The organism is bacterium (assembly GCA_016702305.1).
Taxonomy (GTDB): Bacteria; Electryoneota; RPQS01; order RPQS01; family RPQS01; genus JABWCQ01.
On sequence record JADJEH010000001.1, the window covers coordinates 601224 to 623194 of the forward strand.

Annotated in this window: 20 protein-coding genes and 1 tRNA gene; 17 read left to right on the forward strand and 4 right to left on the reverse strand. The window is 57.5% G+C overall.

Annotated features, from left to right (window positions below; genetic code table 11):
* Nucleotides 1-34: 34 nt before the first annotated feature.
* From IPH10_02485 to IPH10_02515, 7 genes are read left to right on the forward strand one after another with little or no spacing between them, the layout of a single operon-like run.
* Nucleotides 35-502 carry an Hsp20/alpha crystallin family protein gene (locus IPH10_02485; GenBank protein ID MBK6909794.1) on the forward strand — a complete coding sequence of 156 codons (468 nt, stop codon included), beginning with the start codon at nucleotides 35-37 and terminating at the stop codon, nucleotides 500-502.
* On the forward strand, nucleotides 499-2895 hold the full coding sequence (gene lon / locus IPH10_02490) for an endopeptidase La (protein ID MBK6909795.1): 2397 nt from the start codon (nucleotides 499-501) through the stop codon (nucleotides 2893-2895). The genes IPH10_02485 and lon overlap by 4 nt, the downstream gene beginning before the upstream one ends.
* Nucleotides 2888-3565 carry a ComF family protein gene (locus IPH10_02495; protein ID MBK6909796.1) on the forward strand — a complete coding sequence of 226 codons (678 nt, stop codon included), beginning with the start codon at nucleotides 2888-2890 and terminating at the stop codon, nucleotides 3563-3565. Before lon ends, IPH10_02495 begins: the two co-directional genes overlap by 8 nt.
* A gap of 27 nt (nucleotides 3566-3592) precedes the next feature.
* Nucleotides 3593-7789 (forward strand): S8 family serine peptidase, encoded by a 4197-nt coding sequence (locus IPH10_02500; protein ID MBK6909797.1) that lies wholly within the window; start codon nucleotides 3593-3595, stop codon nucleotides 7787-7789.
* The gene (gene coaE / locus IPH10_02505; protein ID MBK6909798.1) at nucleotides 7786-8382 is read left to right on the forward strand and encodes a dephospho-CoA kinase; all 597 of its coding nucleotides are present in this window, start codon (nucleotides 7786-7788) and stop codon (nucleotides 8380-8382) included. Before IPH10_02500 ends, coaE begins: the two co-directional genes overlap by 4 nt.
* A complete protein-coding gene (locus IPH10_02510) occupies nucleotides 8379-8849 on the forward strand; it encodes a hypothetical protein (protein MBK6909799.1) in 471 nt (156 codons plus the stop codon). The genes coaE and IPH10_02510 overlap by 4 nt, the downstream gene beginning before the upstream one ends.
* Nucleotides 8735-10228, forward strand: coding sequence for a S9 family peptidase (locus tag IPH10_02515; GenBank protein MBK6909800.1), 1494 nt, complete (start codon nucleotides 8735-8737; stop codon nucleotides 10226-10228). Before IPH10_02510 ends, IPH10_02515 begins: the two co-directional genes overlap by 115 nt.
* A 49-nt stretch (nucleotides 10229-10277) precedes the next feature.
* Here the strand turns inward: IPH10_02515 and IPH10_02520 are convergent, their stop codons facing one another.
* Nucleotides 10278-10475 (reverse strand): hypothetical protein, encoded by a 198-nt coding sequence (locus IPH10_02520; GenBank protein ID MBK6909801.1) that lies wholly within the window; start codon nucleotides 10473-10475, stop codon nucleotides 10278-10280.
* 5 nt (nucleotides 10476-10480) lie between these two features.
* Nucleotides 10481-10678 carry a hypothetical protein gene (locus IPH10_02525; GenBank protein MBK6909802.1) on the reverse strand — a complete coding sequence of 66 codons (198 nt, stop codon included), beginning with the start codon at nucleotides 10676-10678 and terminating at the stop codon, nucleotides 10481-10483.
* Between the two features lie 204 nt (nucleotides 10679-10882).
* On the opposite strand from IPH10_02525, the gene IPH10_02530 reads away from it, so the two are divergent.
* The 6 genes from IPH10_02530 (at nucleotide 10883) to IPH10_02555 (ending at nucleotide 15791) form a co-directional block, all read left to right on the forward strand.
* Nucleotides 10883-11398 carry a lipocalin family protein gene (locus tag IPH10_02530; protein ID MBK6909803.1) on the forward strand — a complete coding sequence of 172 codons (516 nt, stop codon included), beginning with the start codon at nucleotides 10883-10885 and terminating at the stop codon, nucleotides 11396-11398.
* A 119-nt stretch (nucleotides 11399-11517) separates the two neighbouring features.
* The gene (locus tag IPH10_02535) at nucleotides 11518-12339 is read left to right on the forward strand and encodes a hypothetical protein (protein ID MBK6909804.1); all 822 of its coding nucleotides are present in this window, start codon (nucleotides 11518-11520) and stop codon (nucleotides 12337-12339) included.
* 712 nt (nucleotides 12340-13051) lie between these two features.
* Nucleotides 13052-13450, forward strand: coding sequence for a hypothetical protein (locus tag IPH10_02540; GenBank protein ID MBK6909805.1), 399 nt, complete (start codon nucleotides 13052-13054; stop codon nucleotides 13448-13450).
* Nucleotides 13396-14376 (forward strand): T9SS type A sorting domain-containing protein, encoded by a 981-nt coding sequence (locus IPH10_02545; GenBank protein MBK6909806.1) that lies wholly within the window; start codon nucleotides 13396-13398, stop codon nucleotides 14374-14376. Before IPH10_02540 ends, IPH10_02545 begins: the two co-directional genes overlap by 55 nt.
* A 535-nt stretch (nucleotides 14377-14911) precedes the next feature.
* Nucleotides 14912-14983 (forward strand) — tRNA-Gly (locus tag IPH10_02550).
* 46 nt (nucleotides 14984-15029) lie between these two features.
* Nucleotides 15030-15791 (forward strand): class I SAM-dependent methyltransferase, encoded by a 762-nt coding sequence (locus IPH10_02555; protein MBK6909807.1) that lies wholly within the window; start codon nucleotides 15030-15032, stop codon nucleotides 15789-15791.
* Here IPH10_02555 and IPH10_02560 read toward each other — a convergent pair.
* Complete coding sequence (locus tag IPH10_02560; GenBank protein ID MBK6909808.1) at nucleotides 15707-17479, reverse strand: aminopeptidase P family protein; 1773 nt, start codon at nucleotides 17477-17479, stop codon at nucleotides 15707-15709. The genes IPH10_02555 and IPH10_02560 overlap by 85 nt on opposite strands.
* 194 nt (nucleotides 17480-17673) lie before the next feature.
* On the opposite strand from IPH10_02560, the gene IPH10_02565 reads away from it, so the two are divergent.
* Together IPH10_02565 and IPH10_02570 are read left to right on the forward strand one after the other, a co-directional pair.
* Complete coding sequence (locus IPH10_02565) at nucleotides 17674-18987, forward strand: UDP-glucose/GDP-mannose dehydrogenase family protein (protein MBK6909809.1); 1314 nt, start codon at nucleotides 17674-17676, stop codon at nucleotides 18985-18987.
* Nucleotides 18971-20167 carry a glycosyltransferase family 4 protein gene (locus IPH10_02570; protein ID MBK6909810.1) on the forward strand — a complete coding sequence of 399 codons (1197 nt, stop codon included), beginning with the start codon at nucleotides 18971-18973 and terminating at the stop codon, nucleotides 20165-20167. The genes IPH10_02565 and IPH10_02570 overlap by 17 nt, the downstream gene beginning before the upstream one ends.
* 54 nt (nucleotides 20168-20221) lie before the next feature.
* On the opposite strand, the gene IPH10_02575 is transcribed toward IPH10_02570, so the two are convergent.
* On the reverse strand, nucleotides 20222-20761 hold the full coding sequence (locus IPH10_02575) for a hypothetical protein (protein ID MBK6909811.1): 540 nt from the start codon (nucleotides 20759-20761) through the stop codon (nucleotides 20222-20224).
* 344 nt (nucleotides 20762-21105) lie between these two features.
* On the opposite strand from IPH10_02575, the gene IPH10_02580 reads away from it, so the two are divergent.
* On the forward strand, nucleotides 21106-21657 hold the full coding sequence (locus tag IPH10_02580) for a gamma carbonic anhydrase family protein (protein MBK6909812.1): 552 nt from the start codon (nucleotides 21106-21108) through the stop codon (nucleotides 21655-21657).
* A 52-nt stretch (nucleotides 21658-21709) separates the two neighbouring features.
* Nucleotides 21710-21913: a cold shock domain-containing protein gene (locus IPH10_02585; protein ID MBK6909813.1), complete on the forward strand. Its 204-nt coding sequence runs from the start codon at nucleotides 21710-21712 to the stop codon at nucleotides 21911-21913.
* Nucleotides 21914-21971: the final 58 nt, after the last annotated feature.

Genomic DNA, 21971 nt, shown 5'->3' on the forward strand with positions numbered 1-21971 from the left:
GGTAGTGTGCCCGCCCGGCGGTGCTGGAGCGACAATGACCCACTCCCCGCTACGTGTTCTATCCGCGCAAAACAATGACGAGTCTGGCGGTTCGTTTCGACTCGAGTACATCCGAATTGAGCAGGGAAGTCGGCCTCTGCCGTGGAGCGAACCGACCCAATGGGTGCCGGCGATAGACGTTGTCGGGACCGAGGATGCCGTGGTTCTGGAAATCCACCTTCCCGGAATCCAGCCGGACGACACACAGCTTGAAATTACGTCAGATCAAGTCCGGATAAGCGGAGTGCGGCGCGACATTGATGTCACGGGCCGCAGCGAATTTTATCACGTCGAAATTGCCCGCGGCCATTTCCTGCGGGTGATCTCGCTGCCCAAAGGCGTGGATGTGCGGCAGGCCAACATCACATTTGAATTAGGAGTATTGAAACTTGTTATCCCGTGGAACGGCCAACAGTGGGCCGCTTCTTGTCCGCGCGCCCGCTTCCCCGAGGAGTGGTCATGAGCGAGCCTGAAGTCGCTGCCCCCCCGCAGTCAGGATCTATCGCTCCGGACGGCCAGATCCGCATTCCCGAGGCCTGCCCGGCCCTGCTCCTGAACGACGTCCTGATTTTCCCGAATACCATCGTGCCGCTGGCTATCTCTACGCCCGCCATGATCACCATGATCAACGATGCCCTGTCAAGCCATCGCGTCGTCGCCTGCTTTTCGCGGGCCCATGCGCCGCGGTCGGACAAACCGGAGGATCAGTTCTATACAATCGGCACTGCGGCCCATATCATGAAGATGTTCCGCATGCCGGACGATTCGATACGCGTCTTGATACAGGGGATGGTGCGCATCAAACGAGTCGAGATTCTCAAGACCGAGCCCTACTTGCAGGTCAAGATCCTCCCCCTGCCGATCACGCGCGAAAGCACCGTGCGCATCGAAGGGCTGGCGCGGACCGTTGTCAGCGACTTCAGCAAATACGCTGAAGAACATTCCCTCCCGGACGAGGTACGGATCGCCGTGCATAATATCTCCGACCCCGGTGCGCTGGCGGACATCGTCGCCTCAAATCTGAACCTGCCCCTCGATGAAAAGCAGGAAATTCTCGAGGCCAACGATTTGGAGCCGCGCCTCACTCGCGTCGCCACCCATCTAGCCCGCGAGCTTGAGCTGCTCAAGATCGGCAGCGAGATACGCGGCATCGTCGAAAAAGAGCTCGAATCAAATCAAAAAGAGTACTACCTCCGGGAACAGTTGAAGGCGATTCGCCGTGAACTTGGTGAAGACGCCGATACCAGCGCCGAGATTCAGGAGTTCGAACGTAAGATCGCCGATGCCGGATTGACCGCCCAGGCCGCCGATGTGGCCCGCAAAGAGCTTGAACGCATGCGGGTCATGTCCGTCTCGTCCGCCGAGTATTCCGTGTCGCGCACGTACGTCGAATGGCTCGTCAACCTGCCGTGGACGAAAGCATCCGTTGACGAACTGAATCTCGTCCAAGCGCAAAAAGAGCTCGACGAAGACCACTACGGATTGGCTGAGGTCAAGACGCGCATTCTCGAATTCCTCGCAGTTCGTAAACTGAAACAGAACAACCGCGGCCCGATTCTGTGCTTCGCCGGACCGCCCGGAGTGGGGAAGACCTCGCTGGGACGCTCAATCGCCCGTTCGATGAATCGCGAGTTCGTGCGCATGAGCCTCGGTGGCGTGCGTGACGAAGCAGAGATTCGCGGCCACCGACGGACGTACGTCGGTGCGCTGCCAGGCCGTATCATTCAATCGCTGCGCAGGGTCGCCGTCAAAAATCCGGTAATCATGCTCGACGAGATTGACAAGCTCGGTATGGACTTTCGCGGGGATCCGGCCTCCGCACTGCTTGAAGTTCTCGACCCAGCACAGAACAACTCGTTCTCGGATCACTATCTTGACGTCGAGTTCGATCTCTCATCGGTCTTTTTTATTACGACCGCTAACGATGTCGGACTAATCCCCGGACCGCTGCGCGACCGCATGGAGATCATTGAGATTCCGAGCTATATCACCGATGAGAAGATTCAGATCGGCCTGCGCTATCTCGTGCCCCGTCAAGTAGAAGAGTCCGGCCTCAAGCCCGCTCATCTGAAAATCACCGAAGACGGTATGCGTGCTGTTATCCGCGGCTACACACGCGAAGCCGGCGTGCGTCGGTTGGAACAGAAAATTGCCGCGATCTGCCGCAAAATCGCCCGTGATGTCGCCGAAGGCAAGCGCCGCAACGTTACCATCACCGCCAAATCCGCGGCAACGTATCTTGGACCCGCGCCGTTTGCCGAAGACGGTCTACCTGAATCCCCGCAGATCGGCGTCGCCCTGGGGCTTGCGTGGACGCCCGTCGGAGGCGAGATTCTGGTCATTGAATCCACGACGATGCCCGGCACCGGGCGCTTGCAAGTCACCGGGCAACTGGGTGACGTCATGAAAGAGTCCGCGCAAATCGCGCTGTCCTACATGCGCGCACACGCCGCCGCGTTGCACATCGCGCCCGAGATGTTCACCACCCACGATGTGCATCTCCACGTGCCGGAAGGCGCTCAACCCAAGGAAGGTCCGAGCGCCGGCATCGCCTTGGCCTCCTCGCTCGCCTCACGGCTGTCCAACACGCCCGTCCGCAATGACCTGTGCATGACTGGCGAGATCACGCTGACCGGTCAGGTGCTGCCCGTCGGCGGGATTCGCGAGAAGATCGTCGCCGCGGCCCGGCGAGGGATCACGACGATTGTTATGCCCAAAGCCAACGAGAAAGACCTGTTCTACGTGCCCGAGCACATCAAAGCACGGCTGAAGTTTCACTTTGTGAACGATCTCGAACAGGCCCTGCAGTTGACGCTGGGGAAGTCCGGTAAGCGCAAATCCCGCGGGCATGCGTAGCGGCGTCTTGTCGCTGCGAGCGCTGCGCGAATGGTCGTTCTGGTCGTTTGCGTTTCCTGCCCACTGTGTTTACTGCGCGCGGGATTTGAAACCTTCCGACGTGCTGTTCTGTGACGCCTGTTGGGCCGAATTGCCGCGGGCCGAGAAGACCCCCGCCGAACGCCGGCCGAAGCATGTGGATTGGCTGCACTCAGGGTTCGCTTACCGCGACGGCGGATTGACGCGCGAGATTGTGCACGCCATGAAATTTGACGGTCAAACGGCGCTCGCGCCGCGCATGGCGCAGATGCTTGTCCGCACGATCCCGACAGGTTTCCTCTCCGACGACTTGATCTTTGTACCCGTCCCGCTGCATTGGCTTAGGCAAGGCGACCGCGCCTTCAATCAAAGTGAACTACTCTGCCATGAATTGACGAAGCTCTGCGGCGGGCGCGTTACGCCCTTGTTGAAGCGCGTGCGTAATACACCCGCGCAAAGCGGTCAAGGTGCCCGCACACGCGCGGAAAACGTCAAAGACGCCTTCCGCTATCGTGCCGGCGCCGTGCCTGAATCCGTCGTGCTGGTGGACGACGTCGTGACGACCGGCGCGACCGTGTCCGAATGCGCCCGCGTGCTCAAGGCCGAGGGCGTACAGCAAGTGCGTGTACTGAGTTTCGCGCATGCCGATTAGAATTTGCCATTCGACCAAAGGAATCGTGTGAATCGTCTCCTGCTGCCGCTGCTGCTCGTCATTGCTACAATCGCGCGCGCCGACTACGCGCCGGGCGAGCTTTTCCTCAAATTGCGCACGGCGCCGAACCGCTCCGCGCTGGACGGACAATACACCACAGCGTCACCGCGCGTCAATGAACTGGCCGTGCGCGCGCGGTCGGTCGATCTCCCGTTTGCGCCTTACGCTGAGTTGTCCCTTCCGCTGGAACGTATTTTGAAACTTGAACTGGACGCCGGCGAAGACCTGACCAGTCTGGCCGCCGAGTTGTCAAGAGATGACGCCGTTGAGTGGGTCGCATTCAATAATCGCTACAATACTGGACAGCTTGACGAGCCGATTGAACCGCGCGATTCGCTTTTCTCCGACGCCTGGTGGCTGACGCGGATCTCCGCCGACCTTGCCTGGGAGATTACGCGCGGGGATTCGACGGTCCTCATCGGGATTATTGACACCGGTATTGACCATACTCATATTGATCTGGCCGCGAACATCTGGCGCAATCGCAATGAAATCGAGGAAAATGGCGTTGACGACGACCACAACGGTTTCGTGGATGACGTCATCGGCTGGGATTTTGTGGACGCGCCGAGTCTGCCGGCCGCCGGTGACTTCTTGGTGCGCGACAACGATCCCATGGACGATATGGGACATGGCACCTATGTCGCCGGGTGCGCCGCCGCCGCTTCGGACAACGTCACCTGTTTCCCGTCGGTCGGCTTTCATTGCCGCATTATGCCCTTGCGCGCCGGTAACGCCAACGGCACGCTCGAAGAAGACGACGTGGCGGCCGCGCTGCTCTACGGCGCGGCCAACGGCGCCGCGATCATCAACATGAGTTTCGGTGACGTCGTATCGTCACCGCTGCTGCGCGAAGTCGTGCAGATCGCGTACGCCGCGGGAGTCGTGCTGGTCGCGTCGGCAGGCAATGCGAACAATGACGGAATCCACTATCCCTCGGGCTATCCCGAAGTGATTTCAGTCGGCGCAACGGACAGTCTTGATCGCCGCGCGAGTTTCTCCAACCGCGGTCCCAGCGTGGATCTCATGGCGCCAGGTGTCAACATCGGTTCGACAATCATCGGCGATTCGTGCGGACTATGGCGGTTTCCTTCAGGTACAAGTTATGCCGCGCCTATCGTCGCCGGAGTGGCCGGGCTGATGCTGTCGGTGAATCCAACCCTGTCGCCCGCTGACGTAGCCGATATCTTGCGTTCAAGCGCGGACGACTTGCGTCCTGACGGCTGGGATGCGCAAACCTCCAACGGTCGCGTGAATGCACGACATGCGGTCGAGAATGCGGCCTTCGGCGCGGAAGCCGAAGCGCGGATTCTGTCGCCGCGATCCGATGCCGGAGTGCGCGGCACATTCGCAATCGTCGGCGATGCCAAAGGCACGTCGTTTGCCGATTATGCTTTGGCCTATGGCCTCGGCGAAAATCCAACGCAGTGGACCGGGATTGCCACAGGTGATCGCCGCGTCCAGGGTGACACGCTCGGTTCAATGACCGCGCCAACTACCGACACCGTCCTCGTGATTCGGCTGACCGTCACGGGCACCACCGGCGTGCAATCCGTTGACATGGCGCACGTATATGTACAGAACGGCCCGCCCGCTATTGACAGCATGCGCACGCGACTCGTGCTCGACGGCCCTGGCTACGGCATGCAGGTTCTTGCGTGGAGCAATCAATTCGGACGGGCAACGCTGCTCATGACCAATGCCGACGGCGATTCCATTCGCGAGGACTTCGGCTACATCACAGATGAGCACGTGGCCGTCATCTCGCAGAGCCGTTACCCCGGTCAATGGCAGGCCGTCTTGCAGGTCACCAACCTATTGGGAGAAACTGCGCGGAGCGCGCCCTTCCCGTACTCATCCGTCCAAAGCAGTATCCTGCCCTATCTTTACAACCGCTACGAAACATCTTTGCCGCACGGCTTGGTCAGTGACTTTGTCAGCGACTATGATTGTGACGGACTGGGCGAGGTTTGGCTGCTTGCCGTTGACCAGAACAATCTCGTGGATACGCTCGAACCGTATGAATGGAACGGCGATGACTTCGTCGAAACCGAGAATACCTACGGTCCGCACATCTCGCAGACTTATGGCGACGCGGACGGTGACGGATTAATGGAAATGGCAGGCCGACGGTTTGCCGAAACACGGCTGTGGGAGCAGGGGACGGCCTGCGGCGTGCCGAACAACATCGTGTTCGACAGTACCATTGATTCCGTGGAGTTTCTGGTTAGCCGTTACGTGCGGGTGGACAGCTCCGTGAACCGCGACGACATTCTGGCGCGCATCGCAACCGAGGACGGATCGCGCTTCGCGCTGTTTTCCGTCAGTACGAGTTTTGAACTCACATTGCGTTCAATCTTGCCAAACGAAACTGACGGATTAAATCAACTCGGTACGCCGACTACGGTCGTTGCGGATCTCGATCGTGACGGTCGGCTCGACATCATCTACGGTGACTATGACGGAGAAGTTATCTGGTGCGAATGGAACGGTTCGACCATGCAGCAAGTCTGGGCGGCAACATTGCGACAGAATGACGCAACCGCTTGGATGGCCGTCGGCGATTTCAACTGCGACGGTGCGCCGGAGCTGTTCGCCGGATCGCGTTCGAATGCCGGCTATTCGTCGGAGAGCCAGCGCCTGTTGCAAGGATGGGACTTCGTCCTCTTTGAATGCACCGGAGACAATCAGCTTGTTCTCGCGGACAGCATGAGCATTTTAGGCAATGAAAATGTCTCGTTCAATCCCGCGTCGGTGACGTCGGTGGATTTGGACATGGATCAGTGCGACGAAATCGTCATCTCGGCATTCCCGGATCTGTACGTGGTGGGCCGCGCCGAGACAACCGGACGACTCACACCGCTGTGGTACGAATTCCCATCGAAAGCTGGCGTGATTGCCGTGGCGGACTTCAACAGTAACGGCGTACCCGAGTTGGTGGCGTCCGACGGTGAACGGCACTGGCGAATCGAGAATGCACTGGCGACTACCGACGCACCGTTTCCGCCGGTACTTTCCGGCCACCCACGCGACCAGCACGTGCTGACGCTAAATTGGACGCATGTACCCGGCGCACTTCACTATGAACTCTATCAAGCCGCGCGCACGGGCAACTTCGAATTTGTGACCGCGCAGACGGACACGCACTTCACCTGGGCAGATGCTCCGACGGATTCGCTCTACCGGTTCGTTGTATTGACCTATGACACTTCGTATACGTCGGATGTAAGCGTGTTCTCGAACATCGTGACGATGGCCGCCAACGCTCCGCCTGTTGCGGAAGACAGCGTCGTCCTCGCAACTCCGCGATCGCTGGAAATCACGTTTAGCGAGCCGATGAGCAGCTCAGTGTTTGTGCAGGGTAATTGGCGGTTAGGCGATGGCGAGATGCCAGCCGTCGTTGCTGAAGACGCCGGCGTGCGCCGCATCTATCTGGTCTTTGACAATCCGTTCGCGCCGGGCGAGTATGTGCTCCATGCCCGCAATTTGAGTGACGCGCAAGGAACGCCGCTGCCTGTCACGGAAAGTCATTTCATAATTCGCGTTCCCGCACCGCGACCGACGGATGCCTTCGTCATCGCCCATCGGCTCGCCGACCCGCCGGTCGGACATCGTGTAGAGATTGAGTTCTCCGAACCGATGAGTCTGGACGCCGTCGTGCCGAGCCGCTACGCGATTTTCGATCCAAGACTGAACAACGTCGCGTACACGGCGCTCAGCGTCAACCCGCTTAACCCTGAACGCACAAAAGTCGAAGTTGAACTGGATCGCCGTTACCCAGTCGGGGCAATAGGGCTGGAGGTGCGTCTGAGCATTGCTGCGATGCCGACCACCGCCGGAGGAGAACTTGAGCCGACCAATCTGCTGATCGCGCAACCGGCGACAAATCTCGATCAAGTTTACGTCTATCCCAATCCCTATAAAGGCACCGGAGCCGCGGGAACTGAAGACCTCTTCTTCGCCGCGCTGCCGCGCAAAGCGGTGATCCGAGTTTTCACGGTCAACGGCGTGCTTCTCAAGATGATTGAACACGACGGCGCCAGCGGCCATGCCGCATGGAATCTGCGGACCGATGATGGCGACCGTGTTGCCTCGGGAGTATACCTCTACTCCGTGGAAGCCGACGGCGACAAGGTCATGGGCAAGTTCGCCGTGTTGCGATGAAACAAGTCGCGGTCGGTCTCACCGGCACGATAGGCGCGGGCAAGTCCACCGTCGCCGAGCTATTGCGGGGGTTCGGCGCGGACGTGGCGTCGGGCGACGTCTTTGGCCGCGAGGTCATCACAGAGGACCGCTCCGTCATTGCTCAAATTACGGCCAAGCTCGGCGCGACTATTGTTCGCCCCGACGGATCACTGGACCGCGCGGCGATCGCTGCGCGCGTGTTCGACGATCCAGAGTTAAGTGCGTGGCTGACGGCCTTGACTTTTCCCGGCATTCATGAACGGTGGCGCAAATTCCTGAATCATAGTACCGCGGAAGTCGTCGTATTTGACGCGGCGCTCATTCACGAATGGAAGATCGCGCACGAGTTCGACCTCATCCTCTGCATAATCTCGGAACATGGCGTCGCGCAAAAGCGCAGCGCCAATCGCTTCTCCGAAGCTGATTTCGAGCGGCGGTGGCAAGCCCAACTGTCCGCCGACGTCAAAGCCGCCGAGTCGGATATTGTCGTTCCCAATAACGACAGCCTCGCGGAATTGACCACTCACATAACACGAATCTGGCAAACCAACATACTCCCCCTGACACGATGACCCTACTGACACGACTCTTCTGCCTCGCCTGTCTGCCGTTGGCCGCCTTGGCACAGGACTTCACGCTCGCCCAGTTCCTCAACATTCAATCCGCCGGTTCACCGACTTTTCGCATGGATGGTCTCGAGGTCGCCTACATGACCAACACAAGCGGGCAACCGCAAGTCTGGCGGACATTCGACCGGCAGGGACCGACGACTCAGGTTACGTTTGAAGAGGATGGCGTGGACGGAGCGTGGTGGTCGCCCGTCAATCCGCTGCATCTAATCGTGGCAGCATCGCGCGGAGGCAACGAGCGTTCCAAACTCTATCTGCTGAATCCCAATCAATCACCGATGCTGCCGCTGACTCCGTGGACGATGACGGTATCTATCGTTTCGGAAGTTGGTCGAGCGACGGAAACATTATCTGCTACGCGACTAACGTTCGCAACGGCGTTGATTTCGATGTTTACGAGCACCACCTGAGCGAGACTGCGCCGCGCTTGCTTTATGACGGCGGCGGACACCTTTCGGCCGGACGGTATTCGCGTGATAATCGTTATCTCTTGATCACGCGCGACATTTCAAATGTCAATGCGGACCTGCTGCTCTATGACCGCTCCGCAAACACAACGACGTTGCTGACGGAACACACCGGTGACGAGTTTTACAGTCACGCGCACTTCAGCGCCGACGGCATGAAGATCATCGCGTTGACGAATCGGGAGCGCGAGTATGTTGGTGTGGCCGAGTACGATATCGCTACGAAGCAGTGGACGTGGCTCGAGAAGCCTGAAGCGGATATAGACCTGTTGGCGGTTGCGCCGGACGGTTCCGGCTACGCTTTTTCCGTGAATGATCACGGCCTGTCGCGGTTCAACTATCGCAATCGCACAAAAGACCAACTGGTCGGTGCCTACCGTTTCCCGGAGGGCATCATTCGCGACATGAACTTCTCGCCGGACGGTGCCAAGATAGGAATTACCTTTGGCTCGGCGACGCGGCCCTTTGATGTGTGGACCTATGAACCGCGCACGGACCGCTTGAACCAACTCACCGCCACGGCTACAGGCGGCGTGCCGCAAACGCTGTTTGTCGCTCCGGAAGTCATCGAGTTCGAGTCGTTTGACAAACGGAAGATTACCGCGTTCTTCTACAAACCTGCCCATGCCGAGGGCAAGTTGCCGGTCATCATCGCGATTCACGGCGGACCGGAGTCGCAGGCGCGCCCCGATCTCTCAGGGCTATTCCAATATTGGCTGCAGCGCGGCTACGCGATCCCTGAACCCAACGTCCGCGGGTCGTCGGGTTTTGGCCGGACTTACCTGACGCTTGACAACGTCGAGAAGCGCATGGACTCTGTGAAGGATCTCGAATACGCCGCGAAGTGGCTGGGCAAGCGCAAGGACATTGACAAAGACAAGATTGTTCTCTATGGCGGAAGTTACGGCGGGTTCATGGTGCTGGCCGGATTGACGACGTATCCCGAACTATTCGCCGCCGGTGTGGACATCGTCGGCATCTCGAACTTTGTTTCGTTCCTTGAGAACACCGGCAAGTATCGTCGAGGGTTGCGCGAAGCGGAGTACGGTTCTTTGGAGCGCGACCGTGCCTTCCTCGAGCAGGTGTCGCCGCTCAACCATGTGGACAAGATTGTTGCGCCGCTGTTTGTGATTCAGGGCGCCAATGATCCTCGCGTGCCGCAATCGGAGGCCGATCAGATCGTCGCGGCCGTGCGCGCTAAAGGCGGCGTGGTCGAGTATATGCTGTTCGAGGACGAGGGTCACGGCTTGCGCAAGACGGAGAACAAGCTCGAGGCCTATGGAAAGCTCGCCGAGTTCCTCGATACTCACGTTCGTAAGTAAAAAAAAGGAGCGGCAATCGCCGCTCCTTAGGTGGAAGGTCAGGGGGAACTTACTGTGCTTGGATGGCGCGGACCGCGAGCTTTGGTTCAAAACTCAGTTTCAGCGTCTTGCACATTGGTACGATTTCATCGGTAGTGTAACAGGTGTGTTGGCCGACGCGCCAACTGACGTCATACGCGCCCATCGGAATTTCGTAGCGGACAACTTGTCCGGCGGCGACGTTGAACGTGTGATTGTCCCCGACCATGCATGTCACCGGCGCGTGCCGCGATTGCTCAATTCAACAAATCCGGTGTGATTCGTTTCGCAGGCGGGAACTTCGGGTTCAATATCGTTAACCGGAACAGCCTCGGGACTTACGTCGCTAAGGGCGGTCGCCAGAGTTGCGGATTCTTGGTCCTGCGGGCCGGTGCTCATGTCGTGCGAACAGCCGACAAGCCAGAGCAGCATCAGCGAAAGTGCGGAAGCTTCATGGGAGTCTCCTTTTCGTCACGATCTTGCACGGATCGCAACAGGTTGCATAGCGGACTACAACAACGCGGGACACCCGACGCGCGATTCGTCCGTATCTTCGCGCGTCCTGTAATAATAGAACGTAATTGGTCTGGTTTTGTTGCAGGGTGAATAACAGTGAACAAATGTGCAGTTATTAGCATGGCCATGACGTTGCTCGTTGCTGCCGGCGTCGGGGCGCAAACGATGACAGTCGTACCATCCGTAGAACTCGATCGCTACATGGGAACGTGGTACGAAATCGCGCGGCTGCCGAACCGCTTTCAAGAACAGTGCGCGGGCGAGGTATCCGCCACATATTCATTGCTGGCTGACGGCACTGTGAAAGTTGTCAACCGCTGCCGCAAGGAAAATGGCGAATTCGCCGAGGCCGAAGGCCAGGCCAAGCGCGCGGACAAAGACCAACCGAACACCAAATTGAAAGTCCGCTTCGCCCCTGCCTTTCTCTCGTTTCTGCCGTTCGTTTGGGGCGACTACTGGATCATCTACTTGACGCCCGACTACACCTGCGCCGTCATCGGCGAGCCATCCCGCGAATACCTGTGGGTCTTGTCGCGCACCCCCACAATGGCGCCCAACGCTCTGCAAGCCGCGCTCGCAAGTGCCAAACAGCAGGGCTACGATCTCGCGGATTTGGTGATGACGAAGCAGGAATAGGAAGAATGTTCATCAACAAAGGGGCATGCGCGGCGCATGCCGCCGCGTGAATAACAACAAAATTGAAAAAGACCATGTTGACAATTATGCAGCACACGAAATCTGAGCACCTTAGGGGCATGCGTAGAGCGCTGGGCATTTTAATCATTCTCATGCTTGCTTCAAGCGCCGAGTCGCAAGATGGAATGACCATCAGCATTGGTGGCTCACGTCAATCGTCGTGTCCAGGGAGTAGGAATGGACTCTTGGCCGGTTCAATCGCAAGAACGACGGTTGTCGTTAGTGCTGAGGCAATTACGTACTTTGGCTTGACTCGGCCAATCGCACCCGATCCGCCGGTCTGGCTTTCGCTCGAGTTCAACGATTGCACCGCACAAGAAGGACGTGGAGCCGCCGCAAACTCAATCACCGAAACGCTCAGATACCGCACTTCACTCAAACAGTTGCAGGAGGCTTCGCCTGCCCAGGACGGTTCTGCCTGGTTCAGATACGAGTTCACAGTTCCGTCGTGGACTGAGTCCAAAGTCGTTTGTCTGACGGCAAAAATCGTGCACTCTCGGGGCGATGCTAGCCCAAAGTTGAAGTCCGAGGCTGTCGAACACTTTATCATTGATCCTGTTTGCAGCAAGGAAGACGCGGACCGGGTCCTCTACTCCTTCGTTAACTCTGAGTGGGATTTCGGGGACTATGCTACCGTGGTTCGCACGGCCGACTCACTGCTTCACACTGGCTGGCAGTCGCAGAGCGGTCTATGGCTGGCGAAACTCGCAGCACACCAGTTAAATGATTACCGCAGTTGCATTGAGTTTCTCGATTCCATGTATAGTTTTCACGGCACCGTGTCGCCATATGCGCGCGAGGAGACTCAAGAGCACAGCGCCGAAATCTACAGGAGATACCGCGAAAGCTATATCAAATCCTTGAACAAGATCGAAAAATGAAGATTACACTTACCCCTCGAATACGCCACAGCATAAGATTCACGTCGTGCCATCGGTTGGCATCTGTCACGCACCCCCGACGCATCGCTGTCACTAGCTGCGCTCGAAATGGCCATCGCCACTCGGCAACCGCAAGCAGGGTCATTCATCACTCGGACCAGGGCGTGCAGTACGCCTGTCATGCTTACACTGGCCTGCTGAAGCAGCACGGGTTCCGGATCAGCACGAGCCGTAAGCTAACCCCTACGACAACGCCCAGGCCGAAAGCTTCATGGCCACGCTCAAAGAAGAAGTCTATCTGTCCGACTACCGCACCTACGAGAGGCTGCCGCGAGGCTGCCCCGGTTCATTGACGATGTCTATAACCGGAAACGACTGCACTCAAGCCTCGGCTATCTCTCCCCAGTAGCCTTCGAAATCAAACAAAATCAACCCCAACAACCCGCCAAAACCCATCTATCGCTACACTCCTGACTGTCCAGAAAATGGGGTACACTCCAATAACTGCTTTGTTGTGTTGACAGACGTTTCCGAAATGTTATCGAGCCTCTCTTGCGACACTAGATTTGATAAGCGGCCGTGTAGTGATAGAATTCTTGTATAACGATTTCCAATGTAGCTTCACTATCCTTCCTGAGCGGGACAATGAGGCTTTTTCATTTCTGAATCGAATCAACACCACACCTCCACCACCCTTTTCGGGAGGGCTACCATGAACCAGCGCATCCACCTTGCATTCCTTCTGCAACTCGGCTGCGCTGTTCTGTTTTTGTTGGGGTTAGGGGAAGTTCGGGGGCAACCGGAAGCATGGCATGTGATTTATAGTTCAGAATTGGACTTCTTTGACGTGCATTTTATGGACCAGCAGCACGGAATCGCTACCAACACGATTCCGCTCGTCAGCGTTTACAAAACGAATGATGGAGGATTCACAGGGCCTTCCATCATGTGGATAGACTTCTATACCAACGGGGACGGCATTGAGTTCTACAATGAGCGAATCGGCTATCTCATTGGCGGCACACGAACAGCGAGCACTTCCGATGGAGGAAGTAATTGGACAATCCATTATCATGGAGGAATCAATATATTGAACAAGTCGCTTATATAGATTCACAAAAAATGATAGCGGTTGGCAATGTGAATCACGGGCCGGATTCTACAATCCGTCGCATCTATCGCAGCACGGATGGAGGGGCGACCTGGACAACAATCATAGCGGAAGTGGGACAGCGTGGTTTCAATTACGTTGTATCCGTAGCCGAGAGCTTGCAAGTTGTATCGGTTCAGCGAGGCGATGAGATATGGCGGAGCAGGGATCAAGGTCTCACCTGGTCGTTGGATGTCTACTCTTCCAATTCTATTACAGATATGTGCTCACCGTCAGCGAATGTCATCATAGCATCAGGCTTCACGCTTCCCGGACATTTTCCGGCGATATCAAAAAGCATGGATGGCGGATTAACGTGGGAGAACGTGTTTAGAGATACGACGTTGGCGGCCACAATCTTTTTGAAAGTGGATTTTCCGGACTCTCTGCATGGCTGGGCAGTGGGCTACGATGGGTTAGTTGCGCAAACTGCGGATGGAGGTGATACGTGGGAATCGTATTTTCTTGATAGTGTGAATGTATTCTTGACTTCGGTTTCGTTTATCGATTCGATAAATGGGTGGACGATCGATCCTACAGGTCAAAACGGCAGTAGTTTGCAACTATTTCGATATGGGGAGCCTCAAAACTCGGAAGAACCACACGCTCACAATTTTCCCCAAAATCTGCAGGTTCATCCCGCCTCGCCAAATCCATTCAATAATACAACGAACATCCAATTTTCTATCCAGAAACCGGGGAATGTAAGTGCTACGATCTACGATTTAACCGGAAGGGAGGTAATACAACTTCAGAATGGTGGAATGGCGGCAGGAGCTCATGAATTGCGTTGGAATGCCGGGAGTCTTGCCTCGGGAATCTACCTTTGCCGAATCGAGTGGAATTATTCTATCCGGCACACAGCCAAGTTGGTCTATCTAAGATGAAAAGAGAAAAACAATGCGACAGAATATATTCTTGCGTTGCGCGGCGCTTATGGCGTGTGCATTACTGCAACTTTCGAACGTGACTGCGGGCACAGTTGACGGACGAATCCTTGTAAAGTTTGACGAAGGCCTTTTCCCGCGGCGGCACCCGCTGCGGGTGCCCCGAACTCCCGGCGCACAGGAGAGTAAACCGAACCAGAGCCTCAACTGCCGCGACAACACCCGGTCTCACAGTTCAAATCAAAAAGCCCCGAACCAAAATGGTCCAGGGCTTCTTTTATCACTCACCTATCTATTGCGCCACGCGCCAGCGGCAATGTGCCCCGCTTTCAAGCGGGCCCTAGCGGCAAAGTTGCCTACTTATCAAGTGGGTTACGCCGGGCGATTGAACTCGAGTTCGAGCGTGATTTCCACGTCGTCACCCACCACCACACCGCCCGCATCGAGCGTCTTATTCCCGCGGCGGCACCCGCTGCGGGTGCCCCGAACCCCGCCCCTTGACATTCTCCCCAAAACCCCTAACTTTCATAGTCTTGCGGATGTAACTCAATGGTAGAGTACTGGCTTCCCAAGCCAGTTGTTGCGGGTTCGAGCCCCGTCATCCGCTCAAAAAAACAGGCACTTATGAGTGCCTGTTCGCGTTTCCAATCGCTATGACTTGTCCACTCTGCTATTCCAACTCAACCACTTCCACACCGCTGCCCGCCGAGCGGCGGGGCTGGTGCTGCGCCGAATGCGGGCTAATCGCCCTCGATCCGGCGCAACAGCTTACCCTTGAAACCGAGCGCGAACGCTACCTGTTGCATCGCAATGCCCGACACGATATCGAGTATGTGGCCTTTCTTGAGCGACTCGTGGCGCCGCTCGTCGCCGTTGTCACCCCTCCGGCTGACGTCCTCGACTTCGGCAGCGGCCCGGCGCCCGTGATGGCCGAGCTGCTGCAAGCACGCGGCTACCGTGTGACACTCTACGATCCTCTGTTCGCCAATGACGATGCCGCCTTGGTCAGGCAATACCATGCTATCGCCTGCTGCGAAACCGCCGAGCACTTTCGCCAGCCCGCGAAGGAATGGCAACGCATGTGCGCGGGCCTCATGCCCGGCGGAGTGCTGGCCGTCATGACCCTCCTCTATGAAGACGCCGACCTGTCGAACTGGTGGTACGCCCGCGATCCCACGCACGTCTGCTTTTACGCCTTGCGAACAGTCGAGTGGCTCGCCTGCAAGAACGATTTCGAGATTCTCCAATGCGATGGCCGCGTGATTATCTTGCGTAAAAGTAAACGGGACTCAAGCGGGCCCCGTTTACTTTTTCAATTACGAAACGCGAATCAAATCGCGCGCGTCATCTTGAGCAGCCAAGCCTTCGCCGGACCGCGCAGCTTTGAACCGAGCGTTTTGCGCACCCGCGCATGATAATCATTCAGGTACTTGCGCTCCGCTTCCGTCAAATACTTGACTTCAATCAGGCGCGTATCAATCGGACAAAGGGTCAGATTCTCAAACTTCAAGAAGCCCGGCCGCACCTTGTCTTCGGCGACGTACACGAGATTCTCGATGCGAATCCCGTACTCGCCGTCCTTATAGTAGCCCGGTTCATTCGACAGCACCATGCCCGGCTGCAAGATCTCATTGGGGAAGCGCGGAGCAAGCGAGGCGGGACCTTCGTGCACGCACAAATAGTGGCCGATGCCGTGGCCCGTGCCATGCAAGTAGTTCAAACCGGCCATCCACAATGAACGCCGCGCCAGCACTTCAAGCTGCGGACCGCGCGTCCCCTTGGGGAACGGCGTGGTGACAATCCCGATGTGCCCCTTCAGCACGCGCGTGAAATGCTCCTTCTGTGCCCGCGACGGCGGACCGCATGGTACAACACGCGTGATATCCGTCGTGCCGTCGGGATACTGACCGCCCGAGTCTACGACCATGATGCTGCGCGCCTTGACCTGCTTGCTCGTCGCTTGCACGGCGCGATAGTGCACCACCGCGCCATTCGGACCGTAGCCGATAATCGGGGAAAAGCTCGGACCACGATAGAGTGCGCTGGCCGTGCGCGCCCGCTCGAGTTCGACCTCGAGCGACAGTTCACTCATCGGCACCTTGCCTATATTGGCATCCACCCACGCGAGGAACTTGACCATCGCCACGCCGTCGCGCACATGCGCAGCCTGCATGCCTTTGATCTGATGCGCGGTCTTCATGGCCTTGAGCAGCGTGATCGGCGATCGCTCCGTGATCAATTGCGCCTTGCCGACCTGCGAAAACATCCATTGAGTCGCCGTCGCATCGTGCAGCCAAACTTTCCCGCGCGATTTCGCCAGCCCCTTCAGCGCGTCACCAAAGGCTTCATAACGATGCAAAGTCACATGTTTGCCCAAATGCTTGCGCACCGCCGGAGTGACCTTGCGCAAATCAAGGTACAGATGCACCGACGATTCGCGGACAATCGCGTAGGCGATAAACACCGGATTGTACTCGACGTCACGGCCCCGCAAATTGAACAGCCAGGCGATCGCGTCCAATTCATTCAGCACATGCGCCACTGCGCCGCGCCGTTTCATCTCCGTCCGCACGCGCTTTAGCTTGCTGATAACACTCTCGCCTGAGTACTTCAGTTCGTGTACTTCCAGCGGCGTGGTCGGCAGCGCCGGGCGGTTCGGCCAGACGGCATCCACGAGGTCGCGCGTCACCAGCACCAACTGCAAGCCGACGTCCGCAAGCTCGGCGCGCAACGCATCGCAGCGCTGCTTGGACACCAACTGCGGATTCACGCCAACTTTGCCGCCCTTGGGCAATTGCGACTTAAGCCACCCAATCGGGTCCGGCGTACCTGCTATGCCGATTTTCTGCAATTTGATTCCCGAGCCAGCCAGTTCGCGCTCGGCCTGCAGGAAATAGCGCGAGTCCGTCCACAATGCCGCGTTCGACGACGTGACCAGCACTTCACCTGCCGAACCGGTGAAACCGCTGATATAGGCCCGGCGCTGCCAGCATTCGGGAATGTACTCGCTGTTGTGTGCGTCGGAGCTCGGTACCAGATAGGCATGGAGTCCCGACTGCTTCATGTGTGCGCGTAGTGCGCGTAATTTTTCTTTTGTCTTCACAATGATCCTCCTAACTTCAAAGGTACATGGAAAGTCCTTAAATATCAAGGGCGAGTTCTTGAACATATGGATAGATTATTGACTCCTTGTACGCAAAGTGGCGTGCCCTTTGCGCCCACACGGCTCGTTTGCAGTTTTGCACAAGTTTCGTTACACTATATCTTCTCCCAAACTATCAGCATAATTAGATTTACATGAGAATCAGCGTTTTCGGGTTAGGCTACGTCGGCTGCGTTTCTGCCGCCTGTTTGTGCGAAGCCGGACATGAAGTCTGGGGTATTGACGTTGACCAAACCAAAGTTAACTTCCTCCTTGAAGGGAAGAGTCCGATCGTCGAAAAAGAGCTGCCTGAGCTGATCGCGAAACATCGCGCCGCCGGTAGACTCAATGCAACCACTTCTGTTGCCGAAGCCGTTCGAGCGACCGACCTGTCGCTCGTCTGCGTCGGAACCCCATCGCTCCCGTCGGGTGCATTGAACACAGAGTACGCCCGCCGTGTCTGTGAACAGATCGGTGAAGCCATTAAAGGACTCGATCGCGTTCACACCGTGATCATTCGCAGCACCTTGCTGCCCGGCACGACACGCAAAGAGCTCCTGCCACGTCTGGAGAAATTCTCCGGAAAGGCCGAGGGCAGCGGCTTTTACATCGCCTACAACCCGGAGTTCCTGCGTGAAGGTTCGGCAGTTGCCGACTTCTTCGGACCGCCCAAGACCGTCATCGGCGCTGATCGTGAACTCGCGGCGCAACAGGTGGCCGACCTGTATAAGGGACTCCCCGGCGCATTCCACAATTGCAAAATTGAAGAGGCGGAACTGGTCAAGTATGCCGACAACGCCTTCCATGCCGTCAAGGTCGTATTCGGCAACGAAGTCGGGGCGATTGCCAAGTCGGTCGGTGTGGACAGCCATCGCGTGATGGAGATCTTCTGCACGGACACCAAGCTCAATTTGTCGCCGTACTACCTCAAACCCGGTTTCGCCTTCGGCGGCTCGTGCCTGCCCAAGGACGTTCGCGCGTTGACTGCCTGTGCGCGGCAGCACAATCTCGAAACGCCGCTCCTGTTCTCCTTGATGGAATCGAACGAAGAATCCGTCAAGCGCGCCGTCAAGGCCGTGCAGGCCTTTGGTAAGAAAAAGGTCGGCGTCCTCGGGCTTGCCTTTAAAGCCGGCACGGACGACATGCGCGAGAGCCCGGTCGTCGAGTTGGTCGAAACGCTGCTCGGCAAGGGATACGATCTCAAAATCTATGACCGCAACGTCTCGCTTGCCCGTTTGATGGGCGCCAACAAGGCCTTCATCGAGTCGGCCATCCCGCATCTGGCTGATCTGCTGTGCGACAGCCCTGACGAAATCGCCGCGCATGCCGAAGTCGTGCTGGTCACCTACAAGGATCACGAGTTCGACGACGTGCTGGGTAAGCTGTCGCGCCAACAGATCGTCTATGATCTTGCCCGCGTTCCCGGGACGGATCGCATTCACGCGGAGTATCATGGCATCTGCTGGTAAGGTCCTGGTCTTAGTCGAGAATCTTTCCGTACCCTTCGACCGGCGTGTCTGGCAGGAGTCGCTGGCGCTCGCCCGTGCCGGCTATCAGGTTAGCGTTATCTGCCCGCGGATGGTGGACAAAAAGCCCTTCGAAATGCTCGAAGGCGTGGCCATCTACCGCTACCCGATGCCATACACTGCCAACCGTGCCATCGGCTATGCCCTCGAGTATTCGTGGGCGATGCTGTTCACGTTCCTGTATGCCTGCTTTGTCTTCGTCCGGCGCGGTTTTAAGGTCGTGCACGGCTGTAACCCGCCTGACCTCTTCTTCGCCGTCGTCATGCCCTTCAAGCTGTTCGGCGTGAAGTATGTTTTCGACCAGCATGATCTTTCGCCCGAGACCTTTGAGTCCAAGTTCCCGGGACGAGAGGGGTTACTGCTAACGATCTTGAAGAAACTCGAGTGGTGGACCTATCGCACGGCCAAGGCCGTCATTTCCACCAATGAGTCCTATCGCAAGATCGCGTGCGAGCGCGGTCATCTGAAACCCGAGCAACAGTTCATTGTGCGCAGTGCGCCGGACCTGAACAAATTCAGCCCGCTGCCGCCCAATCCTGAGTGGAAGCGCGGCAAACGCTATCTTGCGGCCTATCTCGGCACCATGGGCGCTCAGGATGGACTCGACTATCTGTTGCGCGCTGCCAAGATCATCGTTCACGACTGGGGCAGGGAGGATTTGCACTTCGTCCTCATGGGCGGCGGCGAAAACCTCTCCGTGCTAAAAGAGCTCGCCTCTGAGTTGAAACTCGACGGCATCGTTGAGTTCACGGGCCGCGTCTCGAATGAACAGGTCCGCGAGGTGCTCTCAACCGCCGACGTCTGTCTCGCACCCGATCCGATCAACCCGCTCAATACCCATTGCACGATGAACAAGATTCTCGAGTATATGGCGATGGGGCGGCCGATTGTGTCGTATCGTCTCACCGAGTCTCACTACTCGGCCCGTGAGGCCGCAACCTACGCGCAGGACAATGATATCGAGGACTTCGCGCGGCAAACGCTGGCGTTGCTCGACGATCCGGAACGCCGGGCCACCATGGGAGCGTTTGGCCAGAAGCGTCTGCACGACGAGCTATCCTGGGACCACAGCGTCGTCCAATTACTGCGCGCCTATGACTTTGCTTTCGGGCGGGCGAAATAAAAAGCGGCCAGACCACCGGGTCTGACCGCTCTTGTATTTCTGAGTCTGAGCGGATTACTCCGACGGCCTGCCATAGGCGACGCGAGCCAATAGCGTGAGAATTGCTGCGGCAACGACCGCAAAGGCCGCAGCCATCGCGACCGGGCTGGGGCCAGCCGAACCGGATGGGCTGATCACGCCGCCGGAACGCGGGGTCTTTGATAGGACGATGTACCCACCGCGGCCCTGGTTCGACTTCAAGACGTAGTGATAGCCCTTGTTGTCGCTGTGGAGCAGGCCCTCGCCAGGCTCCAACGACGTCAGTCGCTCGGCTTGCTCGCGCGGGAAACCAATGTCCCCGGCGGCCTCGCCCGCCGATTCGCGGACGCGGATATCGGCTTCTAAGGCCGTCTCCCATTCCTTTGGAATACTGGCCTTGCCACTTGAAGGCAACTTCCCAAGGCAAAAGTAGTCCACCAATCTCGCCTGTTCAGCGAACTCCTGCTCAGCCGGCGCAGCCGCAACGCGGCTGCCGCCTAATTGCGTAAACGGCCACAAGGCGAGCAGAAAGAGGAGGACAGTTGCGGCAATCCAGAACTTGATCCAGGGCTTCATCGGAACTCTTTGGTTAGACACTCTCACCGAAGATACGCAACCCACGTGAAAAATCAAAGGCTTGCACTGGCGCATCCGCACCATGTTGGACCAATTCAACCGGTATCTCTGCATAGATTTGGACTTTTCTCAAATAATATCAATATGATAACGTTTCGGCAGCCGATTTGCAACAGCCCGATGCGAAAGCACAACACGTCGTTTCCCAAAAGCGGAAACTTCCCAACACGAGTTCGCGTAACATTATGTAAGCGGTACGAGTGGGGGGCGACGCCTAATGAGTCCGGTCTATTCGCGCGAAGGACCGGACTCGACAATTCTGGACCTACCCAACGAGGTCAACTGTGGCCCTAATCTTGCCCTATCAACAGTTGACGCCCAAGATTGACCCATCGGCTTGGTTGTCGCCTACAGCGGTCGTCACAGGAGATGTCGTGATCGGCCCCGAGTGTTCAGTCTGGTTTGGGACGGTCGTTCGCGGCGATGTAAACTGGGTGCGCATCGGCGCACAGGTGAATCTGCAGGACGGCGTGATCTGTCACGTGACGATCAACCGTGCACCACTCACCATCGAAGATTGCGTTTCCGTGGGGCACGGCGCGATTGTTCACGGCTGCACCCTGAGGCGCGGCTGTCTGGTCGGCATCGGCGCCAGAGTCTTGGACCTCGCCGTCGTCGGCGAAGAGTCGCTGATCGCAGCAGGTTCCGTGGTGCTTGAGAGTACCATCGTCCCGCCCGGAGAGTTGTGGGCCGGTATTCCCGCCAAAAAGAAACGTGACCTGTCGCCGGAAGAACGGCTGGGCCTCTTGTCCACCGCCGCGCGTTATGTCCAGTATCGTTTGCACTATCAAGGCCAGGATGCGCCGATCCGCGACGAATGGCTGCCCAAAGGATAAACTTGTTATGATTACTTCGATACGCCCTCGGGTCAATGCACCGAAAGGCACGATGGACACCGGTGTGGTGAAGTGGTTCTCACAGAAGAAAGGCTTCGGCTTCATTGAATCGTCCGCAGGTGCCGAAGTATTTGTGCATTACTCTTCGATACAGGGCCGGGGCTATCGAGTGCTTGAACCCGGTGATCGTGTGCAGTACGAAGCTGTTCCCGGTCCCAAGGGTGATCAAGCCTATCACGTCGTCGTTTTGTCCTGATTCCCATAGCAAGGGGAATCACTCGAGAGGCTTTCCGCGGACACGGAGGCCTTTTTTG

What these genes read in the sequence shown, in the direction of transcription:
- IPH10_02485 (MBK6909794.1), top strand. Translation starts at nt 35, where the DNA reads ATGACCCACTCCCCGCTACGTGTTCTATCCGCGCAAAACAATGACGAG.
- lon (MBK6909795.1), top strand. Translation starts at nt 499, where the DNA reads ATGAGCGAGCCTGAAGTCGCTGCCCCCCCGCAGTCAGGATCTATCGCT.
- IPH10_02495 (MBK6909796.1), top strand. Translation starts at nt 2,888, where the DNA reads ATGCGTAGCGGCGTCTTGTCGCTGCGAGCGCTGCGCGAATGGTCGTTC.
- coaE (MBK6909798.1), top strand. Translation starts at nt 7,786, where the DNA reads ATGAAACAAGTCGCGGTCGGTCTCACCGGCACGATAGGCGCGGGCAAG.
- IPH10_02510 (MBK6909799.1), top strand. Translation starts at nt 8,379, where the DNA reads ATGACCCTACTGACACGACTCTTCTGCCTCGCCTGTCTGCCGTTGGCC.
- IPH10_02520 (MBK6909801.1), bottom strand. Translation starts at nt 10,475, where the DNA reads ATGGTCGGGGACAATCACACGTTCAACGTCGCCGCCGGACAAGTTGTC.
- IPH10_02525 (MBK6909802.1), bottom strand. Translation starts at nt 10,678, where the DNA reads ATGCTGCTCTGGCTTGTCGGCTGTTCGCACGACATGAGCACCGGCCCG.
- IPH10_02530 (MBK6909803.1), top strand. Translation starts at nt 10,883, where the DNA reads ATGGCCATGACGTTGCTCGTTGCTGCCGGCGTCGGGGCGCAAACGATG.
- IPH10_02535 (MBK6909804.1), top strand. Translation starts at nt 11,518, where the DNA reads ATGCGTAGAGCGCTGGGCATTTTAATCATTCTCATGCTTGCTTCAAGC.
- IPH10_02540 (MBK6909805.1), top strand. Translation starts at nt 13,052, where the DNA reads ATGAACCAGCGCATCCACCTTGCATTCCTTCTGCAACTCGGCTGCGCT.
- IPH10_02555 (MBK6909807.1), top strand. Translation starts at nt 15,030, where the DNA reads ATGACTTGTCCACTCTGCTATTCCAACTCAACCACTTCCACACCGCTG.
- IPH10_02565 (MBK6909809.1), top strand. Translation starts at nt 17,674, where the DNA reads ATGAGAATCAGCGTTTTCGGGTTAGGCTACGTCGGCTGCGTTTCTGCC.
- IPH10_02570 (MBK6909810.1), top strand. Translation starts at nt 18,971, where the DNA reads ATGGCATCTGCTGGTAAGGTCCTGGTCTTAGTCGAGAATCTTTCCGTA.
- IPH10_02575 (MBK6909811.1), bottom strand. Translation starts at nt 20,761, where the DNA reads ATGAAGCCCTGGATCAAGTTCTGGATTGCCGCAACTGTCCTCCTCTTT.
- IPH10_02585 (MBK6909813.1), top strand. Translation starts at nt 21,710, where the DNA reads ATGGACACCGGTGTGGTGAAGTGGTTCTCACAGAAGAAAGGCTTCGGC.